15 protein-coding genes and 1 tRNA gene are annotated in these 13,724 nt (G+C 62.7%); 9 read left to right on the forward strand and 7 right to left on the reverse strand.

Features of this window, described 5'->3' with window-relative positions:
• On the forward strand, positions 1-244 hold a 244-nt coding region (locus tag O7A61_RS04645), incomplete at its 5' end, for a response regulator transcription factor (RefSeq protein WP_337128652.1).
• 6 nt (positions 245-250) lie between these two features.
• On the opposite strand, the gene O7A61_RS04650 is transcribed toward O7A61_RS04645, so the two are convergent.
• Both O7A61_RS04650 and O7A61_RS04655 read right to left on the reverse strand, forming a co-directional pair.
• Entirely contained in the window at positions 251-640 is a 390-nt protein-coding gene (locus O7A61_RS04650) for a type II toxin-antitoxin system VapC family toxin (RefSeq protein WP_337128653.1), read from the reverse strand.
• Positions 637-903 carry a type II toxin-antitoxin system VapB family antitoxin gene (locus O7A61_RS04655; protein WP_140505177.1) on the reverse strand — a complete coding sequence of 89 codons (267 nt, stop codon included), beginning with the start codon at positions 901-903 and terminating at the stop codon, positions 637-639. The genes O7A61_RS04650 and O7A61_RS04655 overlap by 4 nt, the downstream gene beginning before the upstream one ends.
• 177 nt (positions 904-1,080) lie before the next feature.
• On the opposite strand from O7A61_RS04655, the gene O7A61_RS04660 reads away from it, so the two are divergent.
• Complete coding sequence (locus O7A61_RS04660; protein WP_337128654.1) at positions 1,081-1,947, forward strand: SDR family oxidoreductase; 867 nt, start codon at positions 1,081-1,083, stop codon at positions 1,945-1,947.
• Here O7A61_RS04660 and O7A61_RS04665 read toward each other — a convergent pair.
• From O7A61_RS04665 to O7A61_RS04675, 3 genes are all read right to left on the reverse strand, one after another.
• Positions 1,944-2,237, reverse strand: coding sequence for a type II toxin-antitoxin system RelE/ParE family toxin (locus O7A61_RS04665; protein WP_337128656.1), 294 nt, complete (start codon positions 2,235-2,237; stop codon positions 1,944-1,946). The two genes, O7A61_RS04660 and O7A61_RS04665, sit on opposite strands and share 4 nt — an antisense overlap.
• Positions 2,237-2,470 carry a type II toxin-antitoxin system ParD family antitoxin gene (locus tag O7A61_RS04670; protein WP_337128658.1) on the reverse strand — a complete coding sequence of 78 codons (234 nt, stop codon included), beginning with the start codon at positions 2,468-2,470 and terminating at the stop codon, positions 2,237-2,239. The genes O7A61_RS04665 and O7A61_RS04670 overlap by 1 nt, the downstream gene beginning before the upstream one ends.
• A 457-nt stretch (positions 2,471-2,927) precedes the next feature.
• Positions 2,928-5,186, reverse strand: a complete 2,259-nt coding sequence (locus tag O7A61_RS04675) for an OmpA family protein (RefSeq protein WP_337128659.1) — start codon at positions 5,184-5,186, stop codon at positions 2,928-2,930.
• A 196-nt stretch (positions 5,187-5,382) separates the two neighbouring features.
• On the opposite strand from O7A61_RS04675, the gene O7A61_RS04680 reads away from it, so the two are divergent.
• The gene (locus O7A61_RS04680) at positions 5,383-5,829 is read left to right on the forward strand and encodes a YcgN family cysteine cluster protein (protein WP_027146015.1); all 447 of its coding nucleotides are present in this window, start codon (positions 5,383-5,385) and stop codon (positions 5,827-5,829) included.
• 148 nt (positions 5,830-5,977) lie between these two features.
• Positions 5,978-6,352 carry a hypothetical protein gene (locus O7A61_RS04685; protein WP_337128660.1) on the forward strand — a complete coding sequence of 125 codons (375 nt, stop codon included), beginning with the start codon at positions 5,978-5,980 and terminating at the stop codon, positions 6,350-6,352.
• Positions 6,353-6,725: 373 nt separating this feature from the next.
• Here O7A61_RS04685 and O7A61_RS04690 read toward each other — a convergent pair whose 3' ends face one another.
• The gene (locus tag O7A61_RS04690) at positions 6,726-7,436 is read right to left on the reverse strand and encodes an SIMPL domain-containing protein (RefSeq protein ID WP_337128662.1); all 711 of its coding nucleotides are present in this window, start codon (positions 7,434-7,436) and stop codon (positions 6,726-6,728) included.
• Positions 7,437-7,569: 133 nt separating this feature from the next.
• Between O7A61_RS04690 and O7A61_RS04695 the strand changes: the two genes are divergently transcribed.
• Positions 7,570-7,645 (forward strand) — tRNA-Ile (locus tag O7A61_RS04695).
• A gap of 638 nt (positions 7,646-8,283) precedes the next feature.
• Here the strand turns inward: O7A61_RS04695 and O7A61_RS04700 are convergent.
• Positions 8,284-9,321, reverse strand: coding sequence for a LacI family DNA-binding transcriptional regulator (locus O7A61_RS04700; protein WP_337128664.1), 1,038 nt, complete (start codon positions 9,319-9,321; stop codon positions 8,284-8,286).
• A gap of 286 nt (positions 9,322-9,607) precedes the next feature.
• Between O7A61_RS04700 and O7A61_RS04705 the strand changes: the two genes are divergently transcribed.
• The 4 genes from O7A61_RS04705 to O7A61_RS04720 all read left to right on the forward strand — a co-directional run bounded on the left by O7A61_RS04705 (position 9,608) and on the right by O7A61_RS04720 (position 13,701).
• Positions 9,608-10,627 (forward strand): sterol desaturase family protein, encoded by a 1,020-nt coding sequence (locus O7A61_RS04705; RefSeq protein WP_337128665.1) that lies wholly within the window; start codon positions 9,608-9,610, stop codon positions 10,625-10,627.
• A gap of 96 nt (positions 10,628-10,723) precedes the next feature.
• Positions 10,724-11,704: a sugar ABC transporter substrate-binding protein gene (locus O7A61_RS04710; RefSeq protein WP_337128666.1), complete on the forward strand. Its 981-nt coding sequence runs from the start codon at positions 10,724-10,726 to the stop codon at positions 11,702-11,704.
• 171 nt (positions 11,705-11,875) lie between these two features.
• Positions 11,876-12,880 carry an ABC transporter permease gene (locus O7A61_RS04715; protein WP_337128783.1) on the forward strand — a complete coding sequence of 335 codons (1,005 nt, stop codon included), beginning with the start codon at positions 11,876-11,878 and terminating at the stop codon, positions 12,878-12,880.
• Positions 12,877-13,701: an ATP-binding cassette domain-containing protein gene (locus tag O7A61_RS04720; protein WP_337128667.1), complete on the forward strand. Its 825-nt coding sequence runs from the start codon at positions 12,877-12,879 to the stop codon at positions 13,699-13,701. The genes O7A61_RS04715 and O7A61_RS04720 overlap by 4 nt, the downstream gene beginning before the upstream one ends.
• Positions 13,702-13,724 lie beyond the last annotated feature (23 nt).

Below are 13,724 nucleotides of genomic sequence, written 5' to 3' on the forward strand. Positions count from 1 at the left end.
TGGCGAGCCGTTCGAGGATGAAGTTCTGGACGAGCACGCCGCCCGGCCGGCGCTGTCGCCACGCGAGGCGGAAGTGCTGGCGCTGCTCGCCGAAGGCGCGCCCAACAAGGTGATCGCGCGGCGGCTCAACATTTCCGTGCATACGGCGAAGTTCCACGTCGCCGCGATCCTGATCAAGCTCGGCGCCGCCAATCGTACCGATGCCATCGCCATTGCCATGCGACAGGGGCTGGTGCTGGTCTGATATCGATCAGACCGCCGCTTCGATATCGGTCAGGCGGAAATCATCACCTTTGAAGAGCAGCGGCATGGCTTCGAGCCGGGCCGTGGCGTAGGCGATGCAGTCGCCGAAGTTCAGCGCCGCCGGGTGCCGGCCCTTGCCATAACGCAGAAAGGCTTGCCGGGCGACAGCTGCATGGTCGGCGGTGAAGTCGATTGTCTCGATCGAGGCGGTGCGCAGGAAGCGGTCGAGGCGATCCAGGATTTCATCCTGCCGGCCGCCCGCAAGCACCATGGTGGTTTCAAGAAAGGTTGGCGCTGCCAGCAACCGTCTCTTGGCTTGCGTGATCGCGAGCACGAAACGTTCGAAGCCCGGCTCGACACGCAAAATGGCGACCAAGACCGAGGAATCGATGATCATTTCGTCGGGATTCCGAATTCGTCGTAACCGAGGATTTCGTCGTCAGTCATCGCATTTTCGCGCTTGGGGATTTTTCCGGCGCTATCGGAAATTGCCATCAACCGTTGAAATAGGTCGCTTGCTTCATCACGAGGCACCAACCGTTCGCGCGCAACCTCGCGCTCAAGGCTCTGACGGATCGCCTCGGTCACGGACACGCGGCGGCGGCGGGCGAGTTCACGCGCCAATTGCTCGACTTCCATGTTCTTGATCGAGAGTGCCATTCTATATTCTACCTATCTATATAGAATATACACCAAACTCCGGGTCAATCCAACATGTTTCAGGCACTCGGCCAGCCAGCCTCCGCAGCGTCACCATGGCTTGCCATCACAAGCTCTTGTATCCCCCTGCTGCGCGGGCAAGGATCGTACAAAGAAGTATGAGGACGCGGAGGAAAAATGTCGCTCAAGGGAAAGACGCTGTTCATCTCCGGCGGGTCGCGCGGCATCGGGCTGGCGATCGCGCTGCGCGCCGCGCGTGACGGCGCCAATGTGACGATCGCGGCCAAGACCGCAGAGCCGCATCCCAAGCTGCCGGGCACGATCTACAGCGCGGCGCAAGAGATCGAGCAGGCGGGCGGCAAGGCGCTGCCGATGCTGTGCGACATCCGCGAGGAAAGGCAGGTCGCCGAGGCGGTCGCCAGGACCGTCGAGAAATTCGGCGGCATCGATATCTGCGTCAACAATGCCAGCGCCATCCAGCTTACCGGCACGCTAGAAACCGACATGAAGCGCTACGACCTGATGCATCAGATCAACACGCGCGGCACCTTCCTCGTCTCCAAAATGTGCATCCCGCACCTGAAGTTGGCTAAAAACCCTCACATCCTGAATCTGGCGCCGCCGCTCGACATGAAGGCCAAATGGTTCAAGAACCACGTCGCCTACACCATGGCCAAGTTCGGCATGTCGATGTGCACGCTGGGCATGAGCGCGGAATTCGCCAAGGACGGCATCGCCGTCAATTCGCTGTGGCCGATCTCGACCATCGACACGGCGGCGGTGCGCAATCTGCTGGGTGGGGCGACGGTGGCGGCGATGAGCCGGTCGCCAGACATCATGGCCGATGCCGCGCATGCGATCTTCATGCGGCCGTCGCGCGAGGCGACAGGCAATTTCTACATCGACGAGGAGGTGCTGCGCGCCGAGGGTGTCAGCGATTTCTCGGTCTATGCGCCAGGCGCGACCGGGCCGTTGGCGGGAGATTTCTTTGTGCCGGATGAGGTGTTTGCGAATTCGGACACCAAGATCAGGACAGCTTTCTAAAGATGTCTTGGGTAGTCCATGCGTTGATGCAATATGCGCACGACGGTGATGGATTCGTGGCCGATCCGAAAAAACACAACATGAGTCCCGGCGGCATATTTCAGCAAGCCTGGACGGACCGTCGAGGCGCTTCTCGCTATCGTCGGAAACTGGTCAACCAGATCAATCACAGCGTGAATGGCACGGACGTAGGCTTCCGCTCGCTCTGCTCCCCATTCGTTCAACGAATGGTCCCATATGTCATCCAGATCTCCCTTCGCTTTTGGCGAAAATCGGATGGTTCGCTTCATCAGCGTTTCTTGGATTCGATAAAAGCCTCAATGTCGAATGGCTCGGGATCGCCTGACATGTCTCCATCATCGATAGCGGCTCGAAGCTGCTCGAGTTTCAACTCCTGCTCTTCCAAAAGGCGCAGCCCCGCGCGAACGGCTTCACTTGCGGAGCCGAAGCGACCGCTTACGATCTGCCTCTGGATAAACGCGTCATACTGATCGCCTAGCACGATAGACGTATTCTTTGGCATGTCACCCTCCGATACCAATAGATGGTATCAATTTCCCGGAAACCTGACAAGCATCGGGAACGTTTGGAATCTCGTCTTTCTATGCTCAGGCCCATCAACCGGTCGATATAGGCCGGCACCAGCGCTGAGACGACGAAGGTGAGATGGATGATGGTCAGTCACATCAACTGGTCCGTCGAATAGAACCGCGAGCAAGATGGATCTGAAGCAAAAAAACCCCGCCGGAGAGGGCCGGCGGGGCTCATCGCGTCCCGCTGGAGTCGGGACGGGGCAGGGAACGCCCAGAGAAGAATCTGGGGTGGGAAGTCCTGGGATTCAATGAGTTGGCCCTAATGGCTGTACAATTCTTGTTGACCCGGTCCTGCTCCCCCTGGTTCCAGCCCATCCCGGTTGACCGGGATGGGACCTTGTTGCCGACCTGATTCCAGAAAGTACTGCAAGGCGCTGGAAAGGCAGGTCAATTGTTGCTCGCCACCGGCGCCACCAGAGAGGTGATGCGGCGGATGGCGACACGCCGGTTCTCGCGGTTGGGCGCCGAGGTGTCGACCTTCAGATACTCCTCGCCATAACCCTGTGTCGTCAGGTTCTCGGGTGGGATGCCGAAGGCATTGGTCAGCGCTTCCGCAACCGCTTCGGCACGGCGATCCGACAAGGCAAGGTTCGCCTCCGGCGTACCGACGGCGTCGGTATGGCCCTCGATCAGGAAGGTCTCCGCCGGATTCTTCTTCAACAGCTTCTCCATGGCGTCCGCGACACCCTGGAGCTTCTGCACCTCGGTGTCGGAGATCGAAGAGGAGCCGAATTCGAAGTTCAGCGTGTCGAGGTCGATGCGCCTGGCAATGTCACGCACGCGGGCCGAACGCTTGACCTCGTTGATCGAATAGAGGCGCTGCACCTTCTCCACCGGCGGCTGTTCGAGGAAGGTATAGTAGTCGTCGTCGCTTTCGACATCCTCGGAATCGAGAATGTAATCCCGGCGCGGGATGGTCAGCCGCATGGGCGGCAGGTCATCGCCGGGATCGCGCCAGTCCTCTTCGTCCTGGTAGCTGCGCTCGTCGACATAGCTCAGCACATATTCGCGACCGTCGGGCGCGATGCGCGACCGCTGCAGGATGTCGCCGTAGCGGTTGCGGATGGTGACGATCCGGAAGCCATTGTCGCGCTCGACGGTCTCGCGCGTGCGGCCCTGCGGCAGGTCCTCGTAGTAGACATCCTTGGCGCCGCGGGTCAGGCGCGGGCGGTCATTGCTCTGGACGAACGTCTGGTTATTGAACTGGACGATGACCCGGTCACCGATCTCCTTGAGCACGTCGACGCCCTTGGGCCGGCGGCGCTCACGGATGTCCTCGTCGGGCGCGCGCTCGAGGCGCTTGCCCTGCTCCTGCGTCACCGGCACGATCTTTTCGGGCTTGATCGCCTCCTGGGCGGCCCTATCGTCGGTTGGAGGCGGACCCTGATCCACCGGCGCCACTACCGCCTTGCGGCCCTGCTCACCGCCCTGCTGGGCATTTTGGCCACCATTCTGCTGCCCACCATTCTGCTCTTCGCCATTCTGGTTGGCGGGCTGGTTGGCGGGCGTCCGGCCACCCTGGCCATTCTCGCCGCGACTCTTGCGCCTAGCATCCTTCTGGCTGTCGAGGATAGGGGCGGCGTTCTTGTCGGCGGGTGCTTCGCCCTGGACCGGGTTTTCGCCCTGGACAGGCGCGGCGTTCCCACCGGTAGCGGGCTGCTCTCCGGTCGCCGGCTGTTCGCCGGTGGCGGGCTGTTTGCCGGTCTGCGGCTGTTCGCCGTTCGCAGGCTGCTCGCCGGTCGCAGGCTGTTCGCCAGCCGGTTTCCTGCCGTGCTTCTTCGTCTTGTCCTGGGACTGTTCGCCCTGGGCGGGAGGCTGCTCGCCGGCCGGGGCCGGTTCAACCTTCGGCGTCGCTTCGCCGGCAGGAGCCTGCTTCGGTGTCGGGGCGGTCTCCGGCACGGCGGCCGGTGCCTCTTTCTGCTGATCCTGCTTGGGTTTCCTGCCGGGCTTGGTCGGCTGGTTGTCGTTGGCAGGGGCCGCCTCGCCGGCGGGAGCCTGCTCGGTCTGCTGCTGCTGGTCGCGCTTCTTCCTGCGCGGCTGCTGCTCGTCGGTGGCGGGCGCTGCCTCACCGGCGGGAGCCTGCTCGGTCTGCTGCTGCTGCTGGTCGCGCCTCTTCCTGCGCGGCTGCTGCTCGTCAGTGGCGGGCGCTGCCTGGCCAGCCGGAGCCTGCTCGGTCTGCTGCTGCTGCTGGTCGCGCTTCTTCCTGCGCGGCTGCTGCTCGTCGGTGGCGGGCGCCGCCTGGCCGGCGGGAGCCTGCTCGGTCTGCTGCTGCTGGTCGCGCTTCTTCCTGCGCGGCTGCTGCTCGTCGGTGGCGGGCGCTGCCTCGCCAGCAGGAGCCTGCTCGGTCTGCTGCTGGTCGCGCTTCTTCCTGCGTGGCTGCTGTTCCTCGGCCGCGGGGGCGGACTGCTGGGCGGCCGGGGCGGATTCCGTCTGCTGTTTCTGCTCGCGCTTCTTCTTGCGGAGCTGTTCCTCGTCGCTCTGCCCCTGGTCAGTGGGCGTGTCCTGCGCCAGGATGATCAGCGGTGTCCCCCCGCTTTGCATGGGGCCGAACGCGGCTGTCCCCTGAAGCGGGGACGCGCCTAACGGCGCGGATGCCATCAACAGGCCAAGGGCTGTGCCTGCCAGAATCCGTGGTTGGCGTTTCATCGAAATTCTCCTTGTGGGGTCCCATCCTTGCCGAAACCGCTTTTGACGAAATTGGTTCCAGTTGCCCATGGTTAGGGGGCGTACAGGGCTATTGGCCGGCCTTTTAAAGGCAACTTCATGTCATTCGGCCGGGTTCCGCCCTATTCCGGCTGTTGTCGCGCTTGACCTTGGCAGCGGCTGGGGCCACATGCCGGAAATGGAAACGCCGTTCTGGAAGACCAAGACGCTGGAAGCGATGAGCCCCACGGAGTGGGAATCGCTCTGCGACGGCTGCGGCAAGTGCTGTCTGTCGAAGCTCGAGGACGAGGACACCGGCGAAATCTACTGGACCAGCGTCGGCTGCCGGCTGTTCGACGCAGAAAGCTGCCGCTGTGCCGACTATGCCAACCGGCTGGCGCGTGTTCCCGATTGCGTCGGCCTGACGCCGCAGAATGTGCGCACCATCAGTTGGCTGCCCAGCACCTGCGCCTACCGGCTGGTGGCCGAGGGCCACGACCTTTACTGGTGGCATCGGTTGGTCTCGGGCAGTGCCGAAACCGTGCATGAGGCCGGCATCTCGATGCGCGGCCGGGTCAAGGCGAGCGAGACCGACCTTGCCGAACCGGAAGACTATTTCGACTACATGCTCGACGACGAACCCTGACGCGCGCGGAGGGGCCGGCGCTTTGCCGGCGGCATCACATGAACCGCGGATGAACAGCGAGTTCGTAAATAGTTCAGACAGGCCAGTGCATTCTCCCGCCATCGGTTTCACGAGGACGGGCGCGAGCCCGCAACAAGGAGAGAGAACCATGTACACCACCATCAAGACGGCAGCGCTTTCGGCTCTGGTCGGCCTCGGCACGCTGGCGGCCATCCCCGCCCACGCCGACAGCCTCTATCTCGGTTTCGGCAACAACAACGACCCGCGCTTCGGCGTCTATACCGGCGATGATGACGGCTATCGCCACCGCCGGGACGAGCGCCGCGACGACGAGCGCCGCGACGATTGGCGCCGCGGCTGTTCGCCGGACCGTGCCCTCGACAAGGCCGAGCGCATGGGGCTGCACCGTGCCCGCATCGTCGATGTCAATCGCCGCGTGGTCAAGGTGATGGGCCGTCAGTACGGCGACCGCATCGTCGTCGTGTTCGCCAACGAACGCGGTTGCCCGGTCATCTATCGCTGAAGACATGATCTTCCGCAGATTAGCAGCGGCATGATCCTCTGCGAGGATTAGCAGCGGCATAATCCTCGGCGAGGATTAGCCGGGACCCTCTAGATGGTTGGTCTGGACACGCCATCTGCGATGGTCGGTCTGGACACGCCATCTGCGATGGTCGGTCTGGACACGGCATGTGCGATGGTCGATCTGGACACGCCATCTGCGATGGTCGGTCTGGGGGCATGATCTTCTGCGAAGATCAGCCTGGGGGTAGCAGGGCCCCTGTCTATCGGACGGGTGCGGCTCGACAAAACCTCTCGGGAGCGATCCCGCGGGGTTTTTCGTGCGTGCCAAGGGGTGACCGATGGCCGGCAGGACCGGCCATCGACTCAGCCGGTTACTTCAGTTCGAAGGTAACGGTGACCTGGACATTGTAGGAATTCTCGCCGGCCTGCACCGGCGCCGCGCCGGCCGCCGCGTCGAACGCCTTGGCGTTGATCGGCATCGGCGCCGGCCTGATGTTCTGATCCGTGATCTCAAGCACCCGGCCGAGACTGACACCCGCCGCCTGGGCCAGCGTCTTGGCCTTGGCCTCGGCGTCGGCGACCGCCTTCTTGCGCGCCTCGGTGACGGTGGCCGCCGGATTGTCATTGGTGAAGGCAATGCCGCCGCCCTGGTTGACGCCGAGCGACACCGCCTTGTCGAGGATCTCGCCTGTCTTGTCGACGTCTCGCACCCGCACCGAGAGCGTGTTGGTCACCTGGTAGGCGACGAGTTCGGCGTCCTGGCTGCCGTCCGGCTTGTTGGTGTAGTTGTAGCGGGGGTTAATCTGGATGCCCGCTGTCTGCAGGTCGCGATCCTTGATGCCGGCGGCCTTCATCGCGGCGATCACGGCGGCCATGGCGTCATTGTTGGCGTCGAGTGCGGCGCGCGCCGTCTTGGCTTCGCGCATGACGCTGAGCGTCAGGATCGCCAGATCGGGCGCCACGGTTGCTTCGCCTTCGCCGGACACGATGATGCGGGGCGGCGTCGGCAGATCGGTGGCTCCAGCCATCGCCGGAAAAGCGATTGCAGCGGCGAGCGCGAAGGGCAAAAGATGTCTGGTCATGAAAATCTCCTTGGTCTGCGATCAGGTCGCAGGGTCGCGTAGAGCGCGATTATGGGTTGATTTGGGCGATCTGCGAAAGCCCGCCGGTAAAGCCTTGTGCCGCGATGCGAAAAACATTAATCCAGCCCGCGTGGGGCCTGTAGCTCAATGGTTAGAGCCGGCGGCTCATAACCGCTTGGTTGGGGGTTCGAGTCCCTCCGGGCCCACCATAACCTTTTAATATCAATCAGTTATGGCCAACTTCTCTCTGAAGTGGGACAATTCGCTTTGTTCTGCGCAGGACTCAGTTCGATTGTTCTGGCATGAACATGATCCATGCGCGGGGACAATCCATGGCTGGCTCTATCTTTTACCCTTGCTCCGGTTCGTCGATCGGGTTGCGCACAGCCATTCATAGCGCAGTTGTTTCAAGGCTGAAAAGACCACTGGACGATAGGGGCTGCGAAAGGCGGTAACGGCGTGCGATCGGGATGGTTTGGAGCGCTACATCGATAGGCCGCGGCTGTGAGCGAGCTGGTGTGAAAACAGCAACCGTGTCCCAATGGTCATTGGAACTGCGTTATCCTGACTTGGAAGAGGCTTCCGCCGAACCTTTATTTATGGCCGTCGTTCTCGCTGCGCCTGTTGAACGACGGCTTTGCGCCTGAAGTCGGCCGTTTTCCGGCGTGTTGGACTTTGTCCAAGAGCGGACATCCGTGGAAAGCTATGCGTCGATGCCAGAAATGTCGTGCCCCATCTCGCCCCTGATGAGGATAGGCTCAGCGTTTTTCCAAAGGGCGCAAGATCATGTTGGACCTTTGTCGAAGCCTCCGTATGAAGCTCCTAACGCTGTGCTGTAACCTTTGCTCTAAATATTCTCCCGCGTGTATACCTCGAAGGGTAAGATGGCGGTCAAATTGCCACCATCGTTCGGGGCGGCAACGGCGCGGACCATACCGGTCAGCGCTTCGAGCGCGATACGGGCGAGCGGATGCGAGATGATCAAGGTCAGCGTGCCGTCGAGCAGCGCCGGGCGGGTCGACTCCATCAACTCGTAGCCGACGACGACGATGCTGCCGGCGCGGCCTGTGGAGCGCAGGGCCGCGATAGTGCCGGTGATGCCACCTCCGGCGACATAGAGGCCGGACAGATCCGGATTTTCGTTCAGCAGCTTTTCGGTCATCTCCTGTGCGATGGCGCTCGATTCGAAGGTCAGCAGCGGCTCCAGCAGCGTGAAATCAGGGGCGTGCTCGCGGAAATAGGAGCGGAAGCCGCTCTCGTTCATCTCCTGGCAGCGATAGCGGTGATTGCCGACAAGGATGCCGAGCTTGCCGGGCGCCTTGCAGACATGCTCGAACACCCAGGCCGCGGTGCGGCCGACCTTCCAGCCGTCCAGCCCGATGTAATGAACCTGACCCGTCGCCGATATCTGCGAGATCAGCGCAAACACCGGCACGTTGCGGGCCTGCAGCGCATCGACCGCCTGGGTGACAAGCGGATGGACGGCGGCGACGACGCCGACGGCGTCGCATTCGGCGCCGAGCGCCAGCAGGCGCGCTCCGACATTCTGCGGCGACAGGTCGTCAAGAAACTCGATTCGCAGCTCAATCTCGTAGTCGGGCATGGTCGGCGCCACCGCGCGCAGCGCCTCGGCGACGTTGCGGTAGAAGGCGCGGCCGGGCTGGTGCAGCAGGAAGCCAAAGCGGTAGTGCGGCCTTGCGGCCGCTATGCGGCTGCGCAGCGCGCCCGTGCCGTAGAAGCCGATCTGCTCGGCCGCCAGCCTGACGCGCTCGCGCGTGCCTTGGCGGACGGCGCCGGTGCCGCTCAGCACCCGGTTGACGGTGGCCACCGAAACATTCGCCTCGGCGGCCACATCCCTGATCGTCGGCCGCTTGTTCTGATCCATTTCGTCTCATCCGCCTGTGGCAATTGATACGAAGATATCATTTATTATGCCAGATTGATATGAATGACACAATCAGTTTGGAACAAACATTCTATTCTTGATTCATTTTGGATCAAGATGTTTATCTCGTCAAAAGCAAGCAAGGCGGACGCACCGCCAGCCCAAGGGATAGCAGCAGCACAGCGCAGACGGGTTTTTGCCCACCGCCCTCTGGCGGAGTGAGGCAGCGTGCGCGTGCGGCCCGTCCCAAGGCGCTGCAGGTGCGGCATTGCGGGTGGAGGATTGCATGGACGATCTCAAATACGGCATGCGCGACAAGCGCGGCGACTGGAAGCCGAACGGACGCATCGAGGGAGCGCCGTTGTGGAACTGGCCGCCCAGGCTGCCGAAGATCCTGGCATGGCTGCCCGGCTATATCTGGCCGTGGAATGCGTTCCACATGGCGACCGCGCTGCTCTACTGGTTCTATATCGTCCCGAGCGTCGAGACGATGAAGACCATCGGCTGGGGCTGGGCGCTGTGGCTCTACGCCGTCAACGCAGCCGCGATCCTCGTCTTCTACGGCATCTTCGAGCTGCGCTACTACATCAAGCGAACCCAGGCGACGCGGTTCAAGTACAACCACAAATTCCCTGCCGACGCGCCTTCAGACGTGTTCTGGTTCCAGAGCCAGAACATCGACAACTTCCTGCGCTCGTTCTTGATCACCATCCCGTTGTGGACCGTGGTCGAAGTCGTTTTCCTCTGGTGCTTTGCCAATGGTTACGTGCCGTGGATCGGCTGGTCTGATCACCCGGTCTACCTCGCTGCCCTGGTGCTGGTCGCGCCGGCCATCCACGAGGTGCATTTCTTCTTCATCCACCGCCTGATCCACTGGGGGCCGCTCTATCGCTGGATCCATTCGGTCCACCACAATTCGATCAACCCGTCGCCGTGGTCGTCGCTGTCGATGCATCCGGTGGAGGGGTTCCTCTATCACGCGGTCGCCTTCTGGCATTTGGTCATCCCTTCCAATCCGATCGTCGCGCTATTCCAGCTGCATGTAGCCGGCTTCGGCGCCGTCAATGGCCATCTCGGCTTTGATAAGCTGGAGGTGACCGAGGACACAGCGGTCGAGAGCCACGCTTACGCACACTACCTGCATCACAAATATTTTGAGGTGAACTACGGCGGCGACGGTCTGATCCCGCTCGATCGATGGTTCGGTACCTTGCACGACGGCACCAAGCAAGCCGACGCCATGATGGACGCCCGCTTCCAGAAAAAGAAGGAACGTATGAACGCCAAGGCCGCGGCGAACCATTGATCAAGCGACGCAACGCGCAACGGGAGAGGTGCGCGCCTGCAGATGAATTCGATTTTTTCTAAACCCGTCTGACGACGGCAACCGGGAGGAAATGAAATGAAAACGATCACGAAACTGTTGACGGCGATCGTGCTTGCGGGCGTGGCGGCGACATCGGCCACGGCAGCCATGGCCGATGGCGCGAAGATCTTCGTCATCGGCGGCAAGGCGGACGACCCGTTCTGGTCGAAGGTCAAGAAGGGTGCGGACGACGCCGGCAAGGTCGCCGAACTGACCGGCGGCTCGGTGACCTGGCTCGGCCCGCAGAACTACGATAATCTCGGCCCGGACGCCGCCAAGCTGATCCGCACCGCGCTCAGCCAGAAGCCGAGCGCCATCGTCGGGCCGGACTGGGTGCCCGAGGCCATGGATGACGCCTTCAAGGAAGTCGTTGCCGCCGGTGTGCCGCTCATCATCTATAATTCCGGCGGCATGGATGCGGCCAAGCGGCTCGGCGCCATGAACTATGTCGGCAACGAAGAATACGTGGCCGGTTTCGGCGGCGGCACCTATTTCGGCAGCCACGGCGCCAAGAATGTATTATGCGTCAACACCTTGCCAGGCTCCACCAACACGGAAGACCGCTGCAAGGGCATAGCTGACGCCATCGCCAAAAGCGGCGGCAAATCCACCCAGCTGCCGCTGCCTTCATCCAGCTTCGGCAACCCGACCGCGGTCGCCGAGGCGATCAAGGCCGCTGTGCTGAAAGACAACACCCTCGACGGCCTTATCACCATCAGCGCCGGCGACGCCAACAGTGCGGCCAACGCCATCAGCCAGGCCAATCTTGGCGACAAGGTTAAGCTCGCTTCCTTCGACATGGACGAAACCGGCCTGCAGCGTATCAAGGACGGCACGCAGATGTTCTCGATCGACCAGCAGCCTTACCTGCAGGGCTATCTCGCGGTGTCGCTGCTCAACGGCTTCGTCAACTATGGGCTCGACCTGCCGACGAAGCCGGTGCTGACCGGACCGGGGATCGTCGATGCCGCCAACGTCGGCGCGACGATGGGTGGTGCGGCGGCCGGTGCCCGATAGCTCGCTCGGAGTGTCCGGCCCATCCGTGGGCCGGACATCATCAGCCCCGCGCCGCCGCCGAAAGGTCGCGCCAGGCTCGCTATTATTCAAGCCAGGGACACTTCGATGATATCCCAAGCCCATCACCAACCTTCCGTGGCGACGGCTGTGCCGATCGTTCCGCGCTCTTCGATGCCCTCCGTCGGCAGCCTCGTGCGTCGCCCGGAAGTCGGCTCGCTGATCGGCATGATCGCAGTCCTGATCTTCTTCTCAATCTTCGGCGGCGCCAATTTCCTGTCGGCCGGCGGCGCCGCGAGTTGGCTCAACGTCGCCTCGGAACTCGGCATTATCGCGCTTCCCATCGGGTTGCTGATGATCGCCGGGCATCTCGACCTCTCCGTGGGGTCGATGATCCCCGCCAGCTCGATGACCGTCGCCATCATCTCGGGCCACTATGATCTGCCGATCATCGTCGGCATTCTCGCGTCGCTCGGCCTTGGCCTGGCCGTCGGCCTCATCAACGGCGTCCTGGTCATCCGCACCAAGGTGCCGTCCTTTGTCGTCACCCTTGCAACGCTGTTCGCATTGGCTGGCCTGACACTCGGCCTCTCGGTCATCCTGTCCGGCAGCACCAGCGTCGCGCTGAAGAGTGGCTCCACCGCCAAGCTGCTGTTCGGCGATTATCTCGGCGGCAAGTTCGAGGTGACGCTGTTCTGGTGGGTCGCGGCCATCCTCATCGTTGGCTTCATCCTGAACTTCTCGCGCTTCGGCAACTGGATCCTGGCCATGGGCGGCGACGCCGTCAGCGCCCGCAATGCCGGCATCCCGACCGACCGGGTGACCATCGCGCTGTTCATGAGCAGCGGCCTGTGCGCCTCCTTCGTCGGCATGTCGCAGGCCATCCTCTACAACAGTGCCCAGGTGGCCGCCGGCCAGTCCTTCATCTTCAACTCGATCATCGCGGTGGTCATCGGCGGCGTGCTGCTGACAGGCGGCTACGGATCGGTGGTCGGCATCGTGCTGGGCACGCTGACCTTCTCCATCGTCAACCAGGGCATTTTCTACACCGGCTTCGACGCCAACTGGGCAAGCCTGATCATCGGCGTCCTGCTGCTGGCGGCCGTGCTGATGAACAACACCTTCCGCACCATGGCGCTGACCTACGCGCCGCGCGCCAAATCGAGGGTTCGCTCATGACCACGCCCCTGCTCAGGCTGACCGGGATCAACAAGTCGTTCGGTCCGATCGACGTGCTCCACGACATTTCGCTGGAGGTCAACAGAGGCGAGGTGTTGTGCCTGCTCGGCGACAATGGCGCCGGCAAGTCGACGCTGATCAAGATCCTCTCCGGCGTCCACAAACCGACATCGGGCACGATGGACATGGATGGCAAATTCGTCGCCTTCGACAGCCCGCGCGACGCCAGCGACCATGGCATCGCGACCGTCCACCAATTCGGCGGGACGTTCCCGCTGATGAGCATCGGCCGTTCCTTCTTCGTCGGCGCCGAGCCGACGCGGCGCTGGGGACCGCTCACCATTTACGACCGCAAGCGGGCCAACGAGATCGCCGTCACCGAGATGCGCCAGCTCGGCATCACCCGCATCGACGACGGTGATCGCCTGGTCGGCGGACTATCCGGTGGTGAGCGTCAGGCGCTGGCGATCGCGCGCGCCGTGCATTTCGGCGCCAGCGTGCTGATTCTCGACGAGCCGACCGCTGCACTCGGTGTCAAGGAGGCGGCGCATGTCCTGCGCATCGTCCTGCAAGCGCGCCGCAAGGGCATCGCGGTCATCTTCATCACCCACAATGTCGTCCACGCGCTGACCGTGGGCGACCACTTCGCCGTCCTCATCAGAGGTTCCAAGGCCGCCGACTTCCGCAAGGGTGAGAAAAGCCGCGAGGCCATTACCGACCTGATGGCGGGCGGCGAGCAGATGGCCGAGCTCGAAGCCGAGATCGAGAGTTTCTCGGCGGCTGACAACGGCCATGCGCCGCGGGGCGCGAGCCATGCGTGACCAGTGAAGACGCCCATCTCCTC

Origin of the sequence: Mesorhizobium sp. Cs1321R2N1, from assembly GCF_037179725.1 — a bacterium.
Classification (GTDB): domain Bacteria; phylum Pseudomonadota; class Alphaproteobacteria; order Rhizobiales; family Rhizobiaceae; genus Mesorhizobium; species Mesorhizobium salmacidum.